General features: G+C 35.6%; 11 protein-coding genes. 6 read left to right on the top strand and 5 right to left on the bottom strand.

What is annotated here, in order from left to right; all coding sequences use genetic code 11:
- Positions 1-50 precede the first annotated feature (50 nt).
- The 5 genes from tnpA to BXY64_RS12245 form a co-directional block, all read right to left on the bottom strand.
- Positions 51-518, bottom strand: coding sequence for an IS200/IS605 family transposase (gene tnpA / locus BXY64_RS12270; RefSeq protein ID WP_120240282.1), 468 nt, complete (start codon positions 516-518; stop codon positions 51-53).
- 207 nt (positions 519-725) lie between these two features.
- Positions 726-1,853, bottom strand: a complete 1,128-nt coding sequence (locus tag BXY64_RS12265) for a TlpA disulfide reductase family protein (RefSeq protein ID WP_120240281.1) — start codon at positions 1,851-1,853, stop codon at positions 726-728.
- Between the two features lie 700 nt (positions 1,854-2,553).
- Entirely contained in the window at positions 2,554-3,072 is a 519-nt protein-coding gene (locus BXY64_RS12255) for a GIY-YIG nuclease family protein (RefSeq protein WP_120240279.1), read from the bottom strand.
- A gap of 7 nt (positions 3,073-3,079) precedes the next feature.
- On the bottom strand, positions 3,080-3,451 hold the full coding sequence (locus BXY64_RS12250; protein WP_120240278.1) for a hypothetical protein: 372 nt from the start codon (positions 3,449-3,451) through the stop codon (positions 3,080-3,082).
- Positions 3,452-3,791: 340 nt separating this feature from the next.
- Positions 3,792-4,535: a hypothetical protein gene (locus tag BXY64_RS12245; protein WP_120240277.1), complete on the bottom strand. Its 744-nt coding sequence runs from the start codon at positions 4,533-4,535 to the stop codon at positions 3,792-3,794.
- A gap of 517 nt (positions 4,536-5,052) precedes the next feature.
- Here BXY64_RS12245 and BXY64_RS12240 point away from each other — a divergent pair.
- The 6 genes from BXY64_RS12240 to BXY64_RS12215 all read left to right on the top strand — a co-directional run bounded on the left by BXY64_RS12240 (position 5,053) and on the right by BXY64_RS12215 (position 14,510).
- Positions 5,053-5,526: a LutC/YkgG family protein gene (locus BXY64_RS12240; RefSeq protein ID WP_120240276.1), complete on the top strand. Its 474-nt coding sequence runs from the start codon at positions 5,053-5,055 to the stop codon at positions 5,524-5,526.
- A 9-nt stretch (positions 5,527-5,535) separates the two neighbouring features.
- Positions 5,536-7,680, top strand: coding sequence for an L-lactate dehydrogenase (quinone) large subunit LdhH (ldhH, locus tag BXY64_RS12235; protein ID WP_120240275.1), 2,145 nt, complete (start codon positions 5,536-5,538; stop codon positions 7,678-7,680).
- 20 nt (positions 7,681-7,700) lie between these two features.
- Positions 7,701-7,910, top strand: a complete 210-nt coding sequence (locus BXY64_RS12230) for a hypothetical protein (protein WP_120240274.1) — start codon at positions 7,701-7,703, stop codon at positions 7,908-7,910.
- Between the two features lie 419 nt (positions 7,911-8,329).
- Positions 8,330-9,988, top strand: coding sequence for an L-lactate permease (locus BXY64_RS12225; RefSeq protein ID WP_120240273.1), 1,659 nt, complete (start codon positions 8,330-8,332; stop codon positions 9,986-9,988).
- A gap of 228 nt (positions 9,989-10,216) precedes the next feature.
- Entirely contained in the window at positions 10,217-13,102 is a 2,886-nt protein-coding gene (locus tag BXY64_RS12220) for an FAD-binding and (Fe-S)-binding domain-containing protein (RefSeq protein ID WP_120240272.1), read from the top strand.
- A gap of 175 nt (positions 13,103-13,277) precedes the next feature.
- Complete coding sequence (locus BXY64_RS12215) at positions 13,278-14,510, top strand: hypothetical protein (RefSeq protein ID WP_120240271.1); 1,233 nt, start codon at positions 13,278-13,280, stop codon at positions 14,508-14,510.
- Positions 14,511-14,697 lie beyond the last annotated feature (187 nt).

The following is a 14,697-nucleotide window of genomic DNA, read 5'->3' as shown; positions in this document are numbered from 1 at the left end:
TTCAAAACTAACGCCCCAAGTTACTTTGTCAAGGGGCGTAGCCCTAACATTTATACATTATCATACCATTCGAATAGATATTTTGAATTATAATCGACTTCAAACTTTTTCAAAAACGATAAATATTCAACTTTAAATGTCTGTTTTTTATGATGTTCTTTTTGGTTTAAAACATACTTAACTACCATGTCTATATGCGATTTTGAATAAGTAAAAGCACCATAACCATCCTGCCAAGAAAACTTTCCGGGGATATATTTTTTGTCATTCAACCAATTTGAAGAACCAGATTTTACCTGTTCCATCAATTTAGCAGGAAAGATGGTTGGATGCATTCCCACAAAAACATGTGTATGGTCGGGATTGCAATAGATAGCGTAGGTTTTACAATTGTGATTGCTAATAATGTCACACATCATTTTTTCCAGCTCATCCTTAAAATGATTTTTGATTAGGTTTTCTCGACCTTTTACAGAAAAAATGTATTGAATGTACAATTGAGTGTATGTGTTTGCCATGGTTTATAAATTAGATGTCAGGGCTATGCCCCTTTCGTTATTTACATGAACTGATGTTGCTACGAAGATTTTAGGGCTAACGCCCCATAGCTGTTTTGTTAAGGGACGTAGTCCTGCACTCTTCGTAGAATATGCAATGCGAATTAAGCTTAGGGGCGTAGCCCTGATATCTAAATATCCTTATATCTTCAAAAGAATGTTGCGAACCTACACCTTTAAATTTTCAATGTGTTTTTTCAATTTCTCCTCCAAATGTCCTTTGCTGTACCCCATCCATTTGTCGATTATCTTACCATCAGGATCAATTAAAATATAGGTTGGAAAAGCTGTTATGCCATATACCGAAGAAATTCCAGAGAAAGTAGATTTACCATCCGATAGGTTAACCCACGAAATGTTTTTCTTTATAGAGACATCTTTCCATGTTTCTTCGCTACTTGCCATATTAAGGCCAATAATGCATAGTTGATCTCTATTTAGCGAATCTAATTTTTTTGTTTCAGGCATGGCCATCATGCAAGGGCCACATCCCATACTCCAAAAATCAAGTAAAAGGTATTTTCCCTTGTACTCGCTTAGCGAGTGATTTTTTCCATCGGTATCATGAGCAACAAAATCAATCATGTTATCCCCAATTTCAGGAGCTTTACGATCCTCTAAGCATGTTAAAATTCCCTGAGCATGTAATGTGTTTTTATATTCTTCATCAATTCTATTGTAAATTTCTTGTACTTCCTCTTTTGGAGTGCTTTTATCGAATTTTATTTTGTAGTACAATTTGTTTAAAGCAGTTCGACTGTTTGGATTCTCCTTGATCAGATCATACTCAATATTTTGTTTTCTCTTGTATAATGAATCTATCTCACGCATCATTTCCGATGCAATTTCTCTATTATTTATGCTTTTAATTCGTGCAATACTCAAACTATCTATTGTTGCATCCAATGTTCTAGTAGCCTCAACAAACTTATTCAACACAATTTGTTCTTTAATATTGCTGACAACCTGCCATGTAGCCAAATACTTACCGTCTCCATTTACCGTAATTTTTTCATGTTCAACCCACAGATCGCATTGTCCATAAAAATTTTGCCAATCTTTCATTCTTAGGTTCATCTTACTTGGTTGTTTTACCAGAGAATCCGAGAATTCGAAATATCCATTAATAACGGTATCGGTAGCAATACGTTTTCCCATATCACCATAGTCAATGTATAGGTTTATTATGGAACTATCGGGGATGTTTGTAAGATTACCCGTTATAAGATAAGTGTCACGTTTTTGCTGACATGACATTAATAGTGCAACGAAGGCAATTAATAGAATTTGTTTCATGTTTTTGGTTCTTTATAATTAGGGATATAAAAATTCCTTTTGTAATTGTAGGCGAATTAGATCTCAGGGCTAACGCCCCTCAGCTTGCTTCAAAACTTTTTTTTCTACTATGATTTTAGCGCTAACGCGCCTATGTTTTTTATTTTAAGTTTGATGTTCCAATTTTTTCAATCAAGGGACGTTAGTCCTGTACTCTTCGTAGAGTATGAAATAAGAATTGTGTATTAGGGGCGTAGCCCTGATATCTAAATTACTTCTGTTTTACAAGTAGTATGTCGTCGGATGATTTTCTAATAATAATGTTAAAATTATGCACTTTCTTAATCATTAAGTTTAAAGCAAATGTACAATTTTTAAGATCCATTCTATTTAGATGACCTTTAAGTTTTTGGATTACATACTGATCTGTTATTTGAACATACTCTATTGTGTTGATTTCTTTTTCTAGTTTAGTTGTGTCTGAAAATGAATCATTGAGATCATTTGATTTTTTAAGGTTTTCAGTTAGATCTACATATATATTAACCAATTGGTGGTCATTTGAATACTCTATTTTAAAATTGACTCCACATAAATCTTTAGTAGGGCCAGTTTTCATTTGAATATATAACAGCGAAGAGCCTTTTTTCAATGAATGTATCATAAATTGAATATATTGATATCTACTATGCAAAAACTTGATGTCTGTTTTAGCATGAATTTATTTTATTTTTCTTAGGCGTGATAATTCTACTCTAAACTCAGCATTTTCATTATTCTTATTTTTAGATAGGTTTAAAGGAGGATTTAATTGATTTATTAATTCCACTTCTTTTTCTTTTGGAGTTGGATTAGCTAAAAAGTAGAGATCTAAATTCTGCTTCATCCATTTACTTAACCTATCTTCATCTTCTTTGTTAAATTTAGTTTTTCCGTTATTTATTTTATCTCTTGGTATTTTTTTCCAACCAAATAAAGAGCCAATACTTTTTCTTAATGTTGAGTTTCCAGCATTTCCATTAAAGTGTTGTTTATAATCTCTACACCTTAAACTTTTGTTAGAAATTCCAGTGTAAATAATTTTCTTGTTATCAATTGTTTTGCATGTGAAGGTTATTCCTAATTCTGGAAGTTTTTTATTGGGTTTAAGAACTATAATATAGTTTCCCTCGGAGTCTGGAATGTCTAAAGGTGAATCATTCAAAGGGTCAAATTTTTTAAAATTATTAAGCTGTATCATTGTTGGTTTAAATATATTGTTCTATGTCTTTTACTGTAAGTAGGGTGTAAACTATTTTTTTCGCTAGTTTGCTATAACACTCTTCTTCTGAAAAAGGAACGCTTGGATCATATAATAACCTCTTTCCTTCAGGTAGGTTTACTGGGTTACCTTTTGCAAATTGAATATAGGGTGTATAATATTCTTTGTTGGAGTTTTCAATAAACAAGGTTTGAGTTCCAAAAATTCCGCCAATTTTGGAATAAAAGCTGTCAAATATGTCGTAAAAAGTCTTGTGGTGTGGGTATTGTTGTTTTAACTTCAATATAATTTTTGCAGCATCGGATTCAGGTTGTTCTTGCAAAAAACGTTCTATTCTTTTTTCAAAGGATGTATTCATTGAATCACTATTGTTAATTATTGGATAAAGGGAATGTGCTCAAATAAAACACCCCACACCAAAGCGTGGGATGTTTCGACCGTTAGTTATTTATAGAGTGCTAATGAGAAGCAAGGCCTCTCATGGGGTAGAATGCTAGTCTGTAGCAGAATTCAATACTTCTGTAGTGAATTTTATACGCCTGTAGTCAAATAGAGTACTTCTGTAGCGAAAAAAGAGCTCCTGTAGCCAAATTTTATATGTCTGTAGCCTAAAATACCCTTCTGTAGCGAAAATTACTGGCCTGTAGCCAAAATTACCCTCCTGTAGCAAAACAGCCTAACAGATTTAGGGTGTTCAGCTAGTTTTCAATTTCTTCTTCTTTTTTATTTCGCTCGTTTTTTTGTCTTGCGTACTCACTCGCATACCTTCTTTGTTTTTCTTCATCGTTCCAAAATGCATACTTACCGTATGCTCTAATTTCATCAACCAATTGTTTCAAGTAGGTATATGCTCTATCGCGCATATCCTTTTCAGGTCTGTCGCCACTATTTTTTACACCATCTACCTTTTCACGAAGTACCTGCAATTCTTCAGAAAGAAGTGTTGCTCTTACCAATTTGTTTTGATCAAACTTAATGGCTTCCATTTCTTCAGGATATTGTTTGGCAATTTTTGGATAATTACTAAGATCCTGCATTAAATCACTACTTCCTTCACCATCCAGTGTTATTTTCAAAACTTGCAATGCCTTGGTATTCTTTCTAAAGGCAAACTGAAAGTCATGTTCTAATTCTCGGTCTAAAAGCTTAGCTTCTTCCAGTTTTTCGTTCCACTCCTTGGTGTTGCTTAATGAGGATTGGTATACAGCAACCCAATCTCCTTGCTTTTCTTTCAAGAACCTCGACCTTAAACCAAGATCGGTAAGCATTTCTTCAGTAAGACCTTTGGCTATCAATGCTTCTTTATCATTTGTAGCATAGCCTAATAAATCAGCAGCTTCACCAATTGTGATTTTTACAGGGATAGTAGGCTGTACAATCTGCTCAACAGGAATTTCCATTACCAATTCTTCCATGCTTTTGGTTGTAGTTGTATCTGTCATTTTTTGGGTTTTATGGCCGAATAATACGACCGGTTAGTATTAAAAATCATTTTTTCGACATTTGAATTTATGAAATATATGTTAATGTGCAAAAAGGTTCTTAAAAAATTTTCTGTTAAAAATTATAAAACACCCCATTTTACTGAGGATTCGAATACTGATAAATAAAATAAGACTTAATGATCTTAAATTATTTGAGAATTCTCTCTTAATTATTTCTATCTAGTCTATTTTGATCACTTTTTAAATAGGGATGAATATTAGCGTTCAAAACTGCACAACTGTTCAAAATGGCACAGCTTATAAACGATACTTGTTCAATGTTGAACACTTTCGAAATCGATTGAAATCAGACTTTTTAAAACCTTTTCGATCGCATAAAGTGCAGAAAATCAAGAATAAATATTTTGAATGATTCTGAATAGTCTTGTGCTGATTTTTTTGGCATCAGGCTTGGTTAGAGAGTTGGCAACAATATTTCGAACCTAACGATTTATTCAAACAATAACTTAATCCTATGAATGATTTAGAAAGATTTATAGAAAAGTCAGAACTAGTAGGTAGCGAGAATTTGGTTCTATCGAACGATGAGTTTTCAATGTTACTTAAGAAGGAGAGATTTGACTATGTTGATGTCCCAAGTTTTAATCTTAAAAAAGACGTTAGAGCTGGTGAGGAAGGAATAGGAACTGCACTGGTAGAAGTTGATTATGGTATAGCAGAAACGGGAACAGTTGTACTTGATAGTTGCGAGGAAAATAAAAGGTTGGCTACCTGTCTTGCCGAAAAACTTTTGGTGGTTATGCCACTAAGCAAATTGGTAAGCACACTAAATCATGTGGCCGATTTTTTGGAAGAAAGAACATCAGATAAGGGCGGATACGTTGCATTCATTACCGGAGCGAGTAGAACCGCCGATATTGAGCGTGTACTAACAGTAGGTGTACACGGGCCAAAGGAGATGACAGTTTATATTTTGAATGATTTATAAGGAGCAGCTATGAAGATACACGATCAGATAAACGAAAAATTGAAAGATGAGGTTTTGTACAAAAACCTTAAAAACTTTGCTACTGCTTATAAGGCATCAAAGGAAAATGCATATAAAGGATTGGATTTTGAATCGTTAAGAACTCGTGTTCACGATTTAAAGGACAGAGATTTAAATAAAGTAATGCAGCAATTCAACCAGTTTCGCGAAAATGTAGAGAAACATGGTTGTAAGGTATTTCAAGCGAAAACAGGCGAGGACGCTTGCAAATACATTGCTGATGTAATGAAAAAACACAATGCCAAATACATGGTGAAGTCAAAATCGATGACTTCGGAAGAGATTCTGTTGAACCATTATTTGGAAAAAGAAGGATTGCAGCCTATCGAGACTGATTTGGGAGAGTGGATTCTGCAGTTGGCCAACGAGCATCCTTCGCATATGGTAATGCCTGCCATTCATAAAACCCGCCAGCAAGTGGCTAAAATCTTTGCCGATTACACAGGCGAAGAGGTTGATCCGGATGATATTAAAGCAATGGTTGAAATCGCTCGTCGTTTCTTGCGTGATTCTTATTTCAAATCAGGAGTTGGTATGACTGGAGCTAATGTTGCTGTAGCCAGTACAGGAACCATCGGTTTGGTTACCAACGAAGGTAACGCACGTTTGTCGTCAACCGTTCCTCCGGTACACATTGTATTGGTTGGTTACGAAAAATTGTGTGACGATTTTAATCAGGCATTGGATATTGTACGTGTATTGCCAAAGAGTGCAACCGGACAAACCATTACCTCATATACTACATGGATTAAGGGACGTACTCCATCATATAAAAACGAAGAAGGTATTAAGGAAACGCACTATGTATTCTTAGATAACGGACGTTTGGCATTTTTCGAGCATCCAAAATTTAAAGAAGCATTAAAGTGTGTACGTTGTGGTAGTTGTGCCAACATTTGTCCGGCCTACGAAATGGTAGGTGGTCATGTTTATGGCGATCGTTATATCGGTTCTATTGGATTGATTTTAACGGCTCTTTACCAGGGCGACGAAGCAGCAAAAGATATCCTGAAAATGTGTATTGGTTGTAGAGCTTGTTCTTTCAACTGTCCATCGGGTATCGATTTGCAAACTTTGATTTCAGATTTGAAATTGGTAGTAGGGAAGAAGTATGGAATCAATCCTATAAAGAAGAAAGTATTTAAGAACTTGGTAGCGAAGCCGGATAGAATGAAATCTGTTCTTTCGATGGGGGCAAATTTCCAATTTCCATTAACAAAGACTTGTAAAACCAATGATGAAAAAATTATTGGTACTGTGCCAATGTTACCGAAGGAAATGGATTTCAGAAAATTCCCGGCTTTGGCTTCTAAAACATTTAGCAAGCGATTCTACAAAGATGGTTTCGATCAATTTACCTCAGACCGAAAAGTATTCTTTTACCCAGGTTGTGCGGTAGAGTATTTCTATCCTGAAATGGGATTGGCCATGGTAAAACTATTGCAGAAGAGCGGTGTTCAGGTCGATATTCCTAAAAAAGCAGCTTGCTGTGGTATTCCTGCAATTGCTTCGGGTGATCCGGATAATGCCAAAACAATGATTTACAATACTATTGATAATCTGCAGGAACCTAAGGATTACGAAGCATTGCTAGTACTTTGTCCTACTTGTGGTGGCGCTATTAAGCATGAGTTTTTAGATTTCACGAAAGAAGATCCAAATAGATATAAGAAAGCTTCGATGTTAGGCGATATGGTAACTCCAATTGGTAAGTTCTTGGAGGAAAATAACATCAAATTCAAAGTGAAAGGAAACAAAAAAGTGACTTACCATACACCTTGTCATGATTCTCGTTCATTAGGTTATTCTGCGGAATCATTCCTTTCAAATTTAATAGGAAAACAATTTGTTCCACTTACCGATAGCAATGTGTGTTGTGGATTTGGTGGTACTTATTCTCTTGATTTTGCAAGCATTTCCAATGGAATATTAAACAAGAAAATTGAGAACATTCAGGCTAGCCAAGCTGAATTATTGGTTACCGATTGTCCTGGTTGTGTGATGCAAATTAATGGTGGTTTGATGCACAAGAAAGTACCTGTAAAAGTACTTCACTTGACAGAGTTTATTGAGAACTACCTGGAAATTGTTTAAATGTTAAAAATATTCGAATTATGGATTTAAAAAGCAATAGAATACATCTTGAGGAGAGTTTGAAAGACTTGAAACAAAAGTTAGTGGCTCTTGATATGCTAATGCATAATACCACTATTGTAGGAGATCCGCTTCGAAATCGCAATTCATTATTAAAAAACTATAGTAAATCTAACCCATTTGCTACAGATAATAAATCTAGTAACCTGATTTTGAATAAAAATATTTGACACAGAAAGTCAGATTTGTTCAAGATTTGATTTGAAAATTATGAAAGAATATCGGGATATTTTGAAAAATTTTTAAAGTAAAGATTGTATGAATATGACTTTTTTAAGAGTTTGTTTGCTTTTGGCATAAATTCTCTCAAATCGCCTTGAAATAGCCCGATATTCCTTTGGAAATTTGAGAAAATTTCTACTCAAAATCAATTCAAACTGTGACTATATTTTAATCAAATTCAGGTTAGTACAAATCAATGTCATTGAAAAGATTATCGTTTTTATAACACCTTTGTTAGCAGTTATTGACATAACTATTGAGTTTTAAAAGGAGCCTGCCAAGGGCAGGCCCTTTTTTAAATCAAATGCTAAAAAAGGTTTACTGGAAATTTCTTATCAAGGCAAACTAAAACCTAAATTATTTTATTATGAATGCATTATTAGCTTTTTCGCCAATTCTTTTAACCATAGTGTTAATGGTTGGCTTTAACTGGGGAGCCAAGAAGGCTTTGCCACTTTCTTTACTAGTGGCAATAGCAGTGGCGTTTGGAGTATGGAAAATTGATATTCACCACATTCTTGGATATTCGGTATTTGGCTTCCTAAAAGCTTTCGATATCCTGATTATTATTTTTGGAGCGATTTTAATTTTGAATACCATGAAACTGTCGGGGGCAATGACCACCATCAACAATGGTTTTAATGGGATTACAAACGATAGACGTATACAAGCAATTATTATTGGTTTCATGTTCGGTGCTTTTATCGAAGGTGCTGCCGGTTTTGGTACTCCAGCCGCTTTGGCGGGACCACTTTTGGTAGGATTAGGATTCCCGCCTTTGGCTGCTGCCATGGTTGCTCTTATTTTTAACTCGGTTCCTGTTCCTTACGGTGCGGTTGGTACGCCTATTAGTGGTGGTGCTATGGTTACCCTGGAACAAAATCTTGCCGATGTGGCTGCTAATCCTGAGGTATTTAAACTGGCCTTAACCAAGTGGATTGCTATCCCTAATGCTTTGGTTGGTATTTTTATTCCTTTATTGGGTATTGCCATTATGACCAAATTCTTTGGTAAGGAAAGATCGATTAAGCCAGCTTTGGCTGCAGCTCCTTTCGCAATTTTTGCAGGTTTAGCATTTGGTATTCCTTACGTATTGATTGCATCTACTTTAGGTCCTGATCTTCCTTCACTATTGGGAGCATTTATCGGATTGGGTATTGTTGTATTTGCTGCAAAGCGTGGATTCTTAATTCCTAAAAAAACTTGGGATTTCCCTCCAAAATCAGAGTGGGAAGCAAGCTGGAAATCGAATGATAATGGCGGAGATACTGGTGAGGCTAAAATGGGCTTGGTTAAAGCATGGATGCCATATGTACTAATTGCTGTTATTTTGGTTGTGACTCGTATTCCTTCTTTAGGCTTAAAAGGATGGTTGGCAGCGCAAACGATTACTTTGTCAAACGTATTGGGTATTGAAGGATTAACCTACGTATTAAAGTGGGCTTATCTTCCAGGTACCATTCCATTCATATTGGTTGCATTAATTACGAATGTAATGCACGGAATGAATAAGAAACAAATTGTAACATCCTGGAAAACTACTTTCAAGCAATTAAGTGGTGCTGCTATAGCCTTACTAGCGGGTGTTGCAATGGTTCAGTTAATGTTAAAATCAGGTACAAACGGAGCAGGTTTAGACAGTATGCTAACTACCATGGCAACTGCCATTGCAGATTTATCAGGTAATGCGTATCCGGTTATTTCACCAATTGTAGGGGTATTAGGTTCTTTTATGTCAGGTTCAGCGACTGTATCCAATTTGTTGTTTGCTTCCCTTCAATTCGAAACAGCTACTATTTTGGGAATTCCTCAGGTATTGATTGTAGCAGTTCAAACGATTGGTGCTGCATTGGGTAATATGATTTGTGTAAATAATGTTGTGGCAGTTTGTGCTACGGTAGGATGTATAGGTGCAGAAGGAACAATTATCAGACGTAACGCAATTCCTGCATTTGTATATTATTTAATGGTAATGATTGTAGTGGTAGTACTAATTTCTACTGGATTTAATCCATTGCCATTATAATAATTTAGAGCTTATCCAGAAAGTAATCTTAGGGTGTGATTATCGCGTTGAAGAAGCCTTGAAGTGTTTGTTGTTTTGTGGTTAGGGTTCAAAAGGTTTCACCAGCAAGAGTGAGAGGAAGGTCAAACTTTTTGGATAAGCTCAATTATTAAATTAAGAAAAAACGTACATTTGTCATACTAGTTACCAATTGAGGTTGTATGACTTGAATTGAAAAATATAAAGGCTATGTTGGAAGAAAATTATAAAAAGTTTTACGAGGAGATTCAGTCAGACATTGAAAAATCAAGGCTATATACAGATGAAATTAGAAATTTGGCCTATGGTACAGATGCTGGTTTCTATCGTTTGACTCCTAAAATTATTGTTAGGGCTCAGAATGAGAAAGAGGTTACAAAAGCTCTTACTTTAGCCAATAAATATAGTTTACCTGTTACTTTTAGAGCAGCAGGAACCAGTTTAGCGGGGCAGGCAATTACTGATTCTATTTTAATTATTGCTGGGAAACACTGGGAAGGATATGAAATCTTGAAAGGTGGCGAAGAGATACGTATGCAACCAGGTTTGGTAGGTGCTCGCATTAACCAGGTTTTGGCTCCTTATGGAAAGAAATTAGGGCCCGATCCTGCTTCAATCAATTCTGCAATGATTGGTGGTATTGTGATGAATAATGCTTCGGGGATGAATTGTGGTACACACGAAAATGCTTACAAAACAATTCGTTCAGCTCGTTTGGTTTTTGCCGATGGAACGGTTTTGGACACTGGTGATGAGACAAGTAGAAAAGAGTTTATGAATTCTCATGGTGATTTTATTCGAAAAATCGAGGAAATTCGCGATTGTGTAAGAGCCAACAAAACATTGGCTGATAGAATCCGTCATAAATACAGCATTAAAAATACTACTGGTTTAAGTATTAATCCGTTTATCGATTATGATGATCCTTTCCAAATTATAGTAAATTTAATGGTAGGTTCGGAAGGAACATTGGCTTTCATGTCTGAATTAACCATGAAAACTGTAACAAATCATAAGCACAAAGCTAGTGCGATGATCTATTTTCCTGATATTGTTACAGCTTGTCAGTCGGTGGTTACAATGAAACCAGGACCGGTACATGGAGCCGAAATGCTTGATCGTGTTGCTTTGCGTGCTGTTGAGGATTCTGATGGAATTCCAGCCTTTATAAAAGATTTTCCTGATGGTGTTACCGCAATTTTGGTCGAAACTTTGGCCAATAGTCAGGAAGAATTGGATAATAATATTAAAGAAATTAAAAACCTGCTTTCTGCTTATGAAACGGTTAAGCCAATTGAGTTTACCGATAAGCCTGAGGAATATTCAAAATATTGGAACATTAGAAAAGGTGTTTTTCCTGCAGTAGGTGGTTTACGCGAAACAGGTACAACTTGTATTATTGAAGATGTTGCTTTTCATATTGAGGATTTACCTAAGGCAACAGCTGAATTGCAAGAATTAATTGCAAAATATGGATATAAGGATGGTGTGATTTACGGTCATGCTTTGGAAGGTAATTTCCATTTTATTTTTAACCAAAATTTTGATAAACCAGAAGAATTGGAACAGTATGTGAGCTTCATGAAGGAAGTTGATTATCTGGTTGTGGATAAGTATGATGGTTCGTTAAAGGCAGAACATGGTACTGGTCGTAATATGGCTCCTTTTGTAAAGCATGAATGGGGTGAAGAGGCTTATGAACTGATGAAAGAGGTGAAGCAACTTTTTGATCCTAAGAGTTTATTGAATCCGGGAGTGATTATCAATGAAGATCCTGATTGCTACATTAAAGATTTTAAAACATTAAAGCCTGTTCACGATATTGTAGACAAATGTATTGAATGTGGTTTTTGTGAGGTAAATTGTTTGACAGCAGGTTTTTCTCTTTCTGCACGTCAGCGTACGGTTGTACAGCGTGAAATAAAACGTTTGGAAAATACAGGTGAAAATCCTGATATGCTAAAGAAGCTGAAAAAAGGATTTGCTTACCTGGGCGAACAAACTTGTGCAGGAGATGGTTTGTGTGCTACTTCTTGTCCTGTAGGAATCGATACAGGTAAATACATTAAATACCTTCGCTCATTGAATGTTGATACTGCCAGAGCTCAAAAAATTAGTGGAATTGTTGCCAATAACTTCTCGACTGTTGGTTCTACTATTCGTACCGGCTTAAAATTCGTGAATGGTGTACATACTGTAATGGGGTCGACTTTGCTTGGTGGAATTGCCGGTGGATTCAGAAAGCTAAGTGGTAATAGTATTCCAGCGTGGACTCCTGCTATGCCTAAGGGTGTTAGTGGACCAAAACCAAAGGAAATTAATCAGGAAAACCCATTAAAAGTAGTTTATTTCCCATCTTGTATTGCTCAAACAATGGGGCCAGCTAAAGGTGATCCATACAAAGAGCCTTTACACAAGGTAACTCAAAAATTATTGGAAAAGGCTGGTTACGAAGTAATCTTCCCTGACAAAATGAGTTCACTTTGTTGTGGTACTCCTTGGGAAAGTAAAGGCTTGATAGAGCATGCTGATCAGAAATCATCTGAATTGGAAGCTGCATTGTTAAAAGCTTCGGAAAATGGAAAATATCCTGTTTTATGTGATACTTCGCCTTGTTTGTATCGCATGAGAAATGTGATGGATAAATCATTGAAATTGTACGAACCAGTAGAATTTATTCATGAATTCATGATGGATAAGTTGAAGTTTAACAAGGTTGACGAAGTTGTAGCTGTTCATCCAACATGTACAACAACGAAAATGGGTTTAACTGCTAAATTAAAAGCTGTTGCTGAAGCTTGTGCTTCTCATGTTGTTCTTCCTGAAGAAGTAGGATGCTGTGGTTTTGCAGGTGACAGAGGTTTTAATTATCCAGAAGTAAACAAGTATGCACTTCGTAAACTTCATCCTGTTATTGAGAAAGAGAAAGTTGTAGCAGGTTATTCAAATAGCCGAACTTGTGAAATTGGATTAACTACCAATGCAGGGGTGCCTTACATGTCTATTATTTATTTGGTTAATAGAGTAACTGAAGGAATCAAAGCAACTCCTAATTATAAGAAAAAACCAGCTAAAAAGGAGAGAGCAGCCATTTAACTGGTGGTGATAAAATATGAATTATTTAATACTTAAGTTATTATTGGCTAATCTATGTATTATGCCCATATAATAAATTTAAAAATATTGAAACAGGCGTATTCCACTGAAAGATATTAACTTGCATGCCGAATCGGGGTGCGTCCTGTTTCAAGCTTTAACCTATGAAAACACTATGAAAAAATTATTAGCAATAGTATTGAGTTTGTTGCCATTGGCATCTTTTGCTCAAAAAAAAGAAGATATCAAAGTTAAACTTAGTGGATTTGTATCTGCGGAAGCTATTTTTGATACAAGAAAAACAGTTAATGCTCGCGAAGGAGAAGTACTTCTTTATCCTGCAGCAAAAGATTACGATATCAATGGTGAGGATTTAAATGACCGTTCTGAACTATTTATGACTTCTATACACTCTCGATTAAACGTTGGAGTTACAGGATTCAATGCATTTGGAGCTAAAGGATCTGCTACTATCCAGGGAGATTTTGTTGGAACATCAAACGATAAATCAGGTTTGTTCCGTCTAAGACACGCATTTGTGAAACTTGATTGGGGAAAGGATGAATTATTGGTTGGTAAGTACTGGCATCCTATGTTTGTGACATCTTGCTTCCCTAAAGTACAGCATTGGGGTGGAGGTATTCCATTTAATGTTTTGGGAAGAGCTCCTCAGTTTCGTTACACTCGAAAATTTGATAAAGGGTATGCACTTATTGCTGCCTTGTCAGAATTGGATTTTAAATCTCCAGGACCTGATGGTGCAAATGTAAAGTATATACAGCAAGCTAGTATTCCAGAATTATCAGCTCAGGTGAAATACGATTTTGCAAAAGGATTTACTTTGGGAGCAACCGCTGGAGTTAAGTTCTTAAAACCAATGATTGAAAATCCATTGGGTGCAAAAACAGATGAAATGTTATCAAGTCTTCAAATGAATGCCTGGATGACTGTTAAATCTGATAAGGTAGTTTGGAATCTTCATACCATTTATGGTCAAAACATGTACAATTTTGTAATGTTAGGAGGTTATGGTGTGAAGAACGTAAAAGCAAATGGAGATTACGAATACACAAATATTACTACACAATCTATTTGGTCTGATGTTTACACGACAACAGGTAATGTTCGTTATGGCTTATTTGCAGGATATACTAAGAATCTTGGTGCAAGCGACGATTTAGCTACAGATGTTAATGGCTTTGTTGGATTGTATAGTAGAGGTTCTAATGTTGATTACGTATATCAGTTTGGTCCAAGAGTGGAGTGGTATTCTGGTAAGTTCATGATTGGTACACAAGCTTTATATACAGCAGCTGCTTACGGAACTACTCAGGTAAATGGTAAGGTTGCAGATTCATCGGAAGTAGGAAGTGCTCGTTTTATGGTACACCTAAAATATTCTTTCTAAAAAAATAAGACTAAGAAAGCCTGTTTTCAATTTTTGTACGTTTAGCTAGTATAAGTATATACTGGTGGTTTTTTACAAAGCCTCAAGCTTAATGCTTGAGGCTTTTATGTTGTGTATATTTCAATTATAGTGTAGAAACTGTTATTATAATAAGAAAAGATGTTGTATTAAGTTGTTGTATTAAGCT

The organism is Marinifilum flexuosum, assembly GCF_003610555.1.
Taxonomy (GTDB): domain Bacteria; phylum Bacteroidota; class Bacteroidia; order Bacteroidales; family Marinifilaceae; genus Marinifilum; species Marinifilum flexuosum.
Note: the sequence above shows the minus strand (reverse complement) of the source record. Positions and strands in the feature narration are given on the sequence as shown.

What these genes read in the sequence shown, in the direction of transcription:
- tnpA (WP_120240282.1), bottom strand. Translation starts at nt 518, where the DNA reads ATGGCAAACACATACACTCAATTGTACATTCAATACATTTTTTCTGTA.
- BXY64_RS12265 (WP_120240281.1), bottom strand. Translation starts at nt 1,853, where the DNA reads ATGAAACAAATTCTATTAATTGCCTTCGTTGCACTATTAATGTCATGT.
- BXY64_RS12255 (WP_120240279.1), bottom strand. Translation starts at nt 3,072, where the DNA reads ATGATACAGCTTAATAATTTTAAAAAATTTGACCCTTTGAATGATTCA.
- BXY64_RS12250 (WP_120240278.1), bottom strand. Translation starts at nt 3,451, where the DNA reads ATGAATACATCCTTTGAAAAAAGAATAGAACGTTTTTTGCAAGAACAA.
- BXY64_RS12245 (WP_120240277.1), bottom strand. Translation starts at nt 4,535, where the DNA reads ATGACAGATACAACTACAACCAAAAGCATGGAAGAATTGGTAATGGAA.
- BXY64_RS12240 (WP_120240276.1), top strand. Translation starts at nt 5,053, where the DNA reads ATGAATGATTTAGAAAGATTTATAGAAAAGTCAGAACTAGTAGGTAGC.
- ldhH (WP_120240275.1), top strand. Translation starts at nt 5,536, where the DNA reads ATGAAGATACACGATCAGATAAACGAAAAATTGAAAGATGAGGTTTTG.
- BXY64_RS12230 (WP_120240274.1), top strand. Translation starts at nt 7,701, where the DNA reads ATGGATTTAAAAAGCAATAGAATACATCTTGAGGAGAGTTTGAAAGAC.
- BXY64_RS12225 (WP_120240273.1), top strand. Translation starts at nt 8,330, where the DNA reads ATGAATGCATTATTAGCTTTTTCGCCAATTCTTTTAACCATAGTGTTA.
- BXY64_RS12220 (WP_120240272.1), top strand. Translation starts at nt 10,217, where the DNA reads ATGTTGGAAGAAAATTATAAAAAGTTTTACGAGGAGATTCAGTCAGAC.
- BXY64_RS12215 (WP_120240271.1), top strand. Translation starts at nt 13,278, where the DNA reads ATGAAAAAATTATTAGCAATAGTATTGAGTTTGTTGCCATTGGCATCT.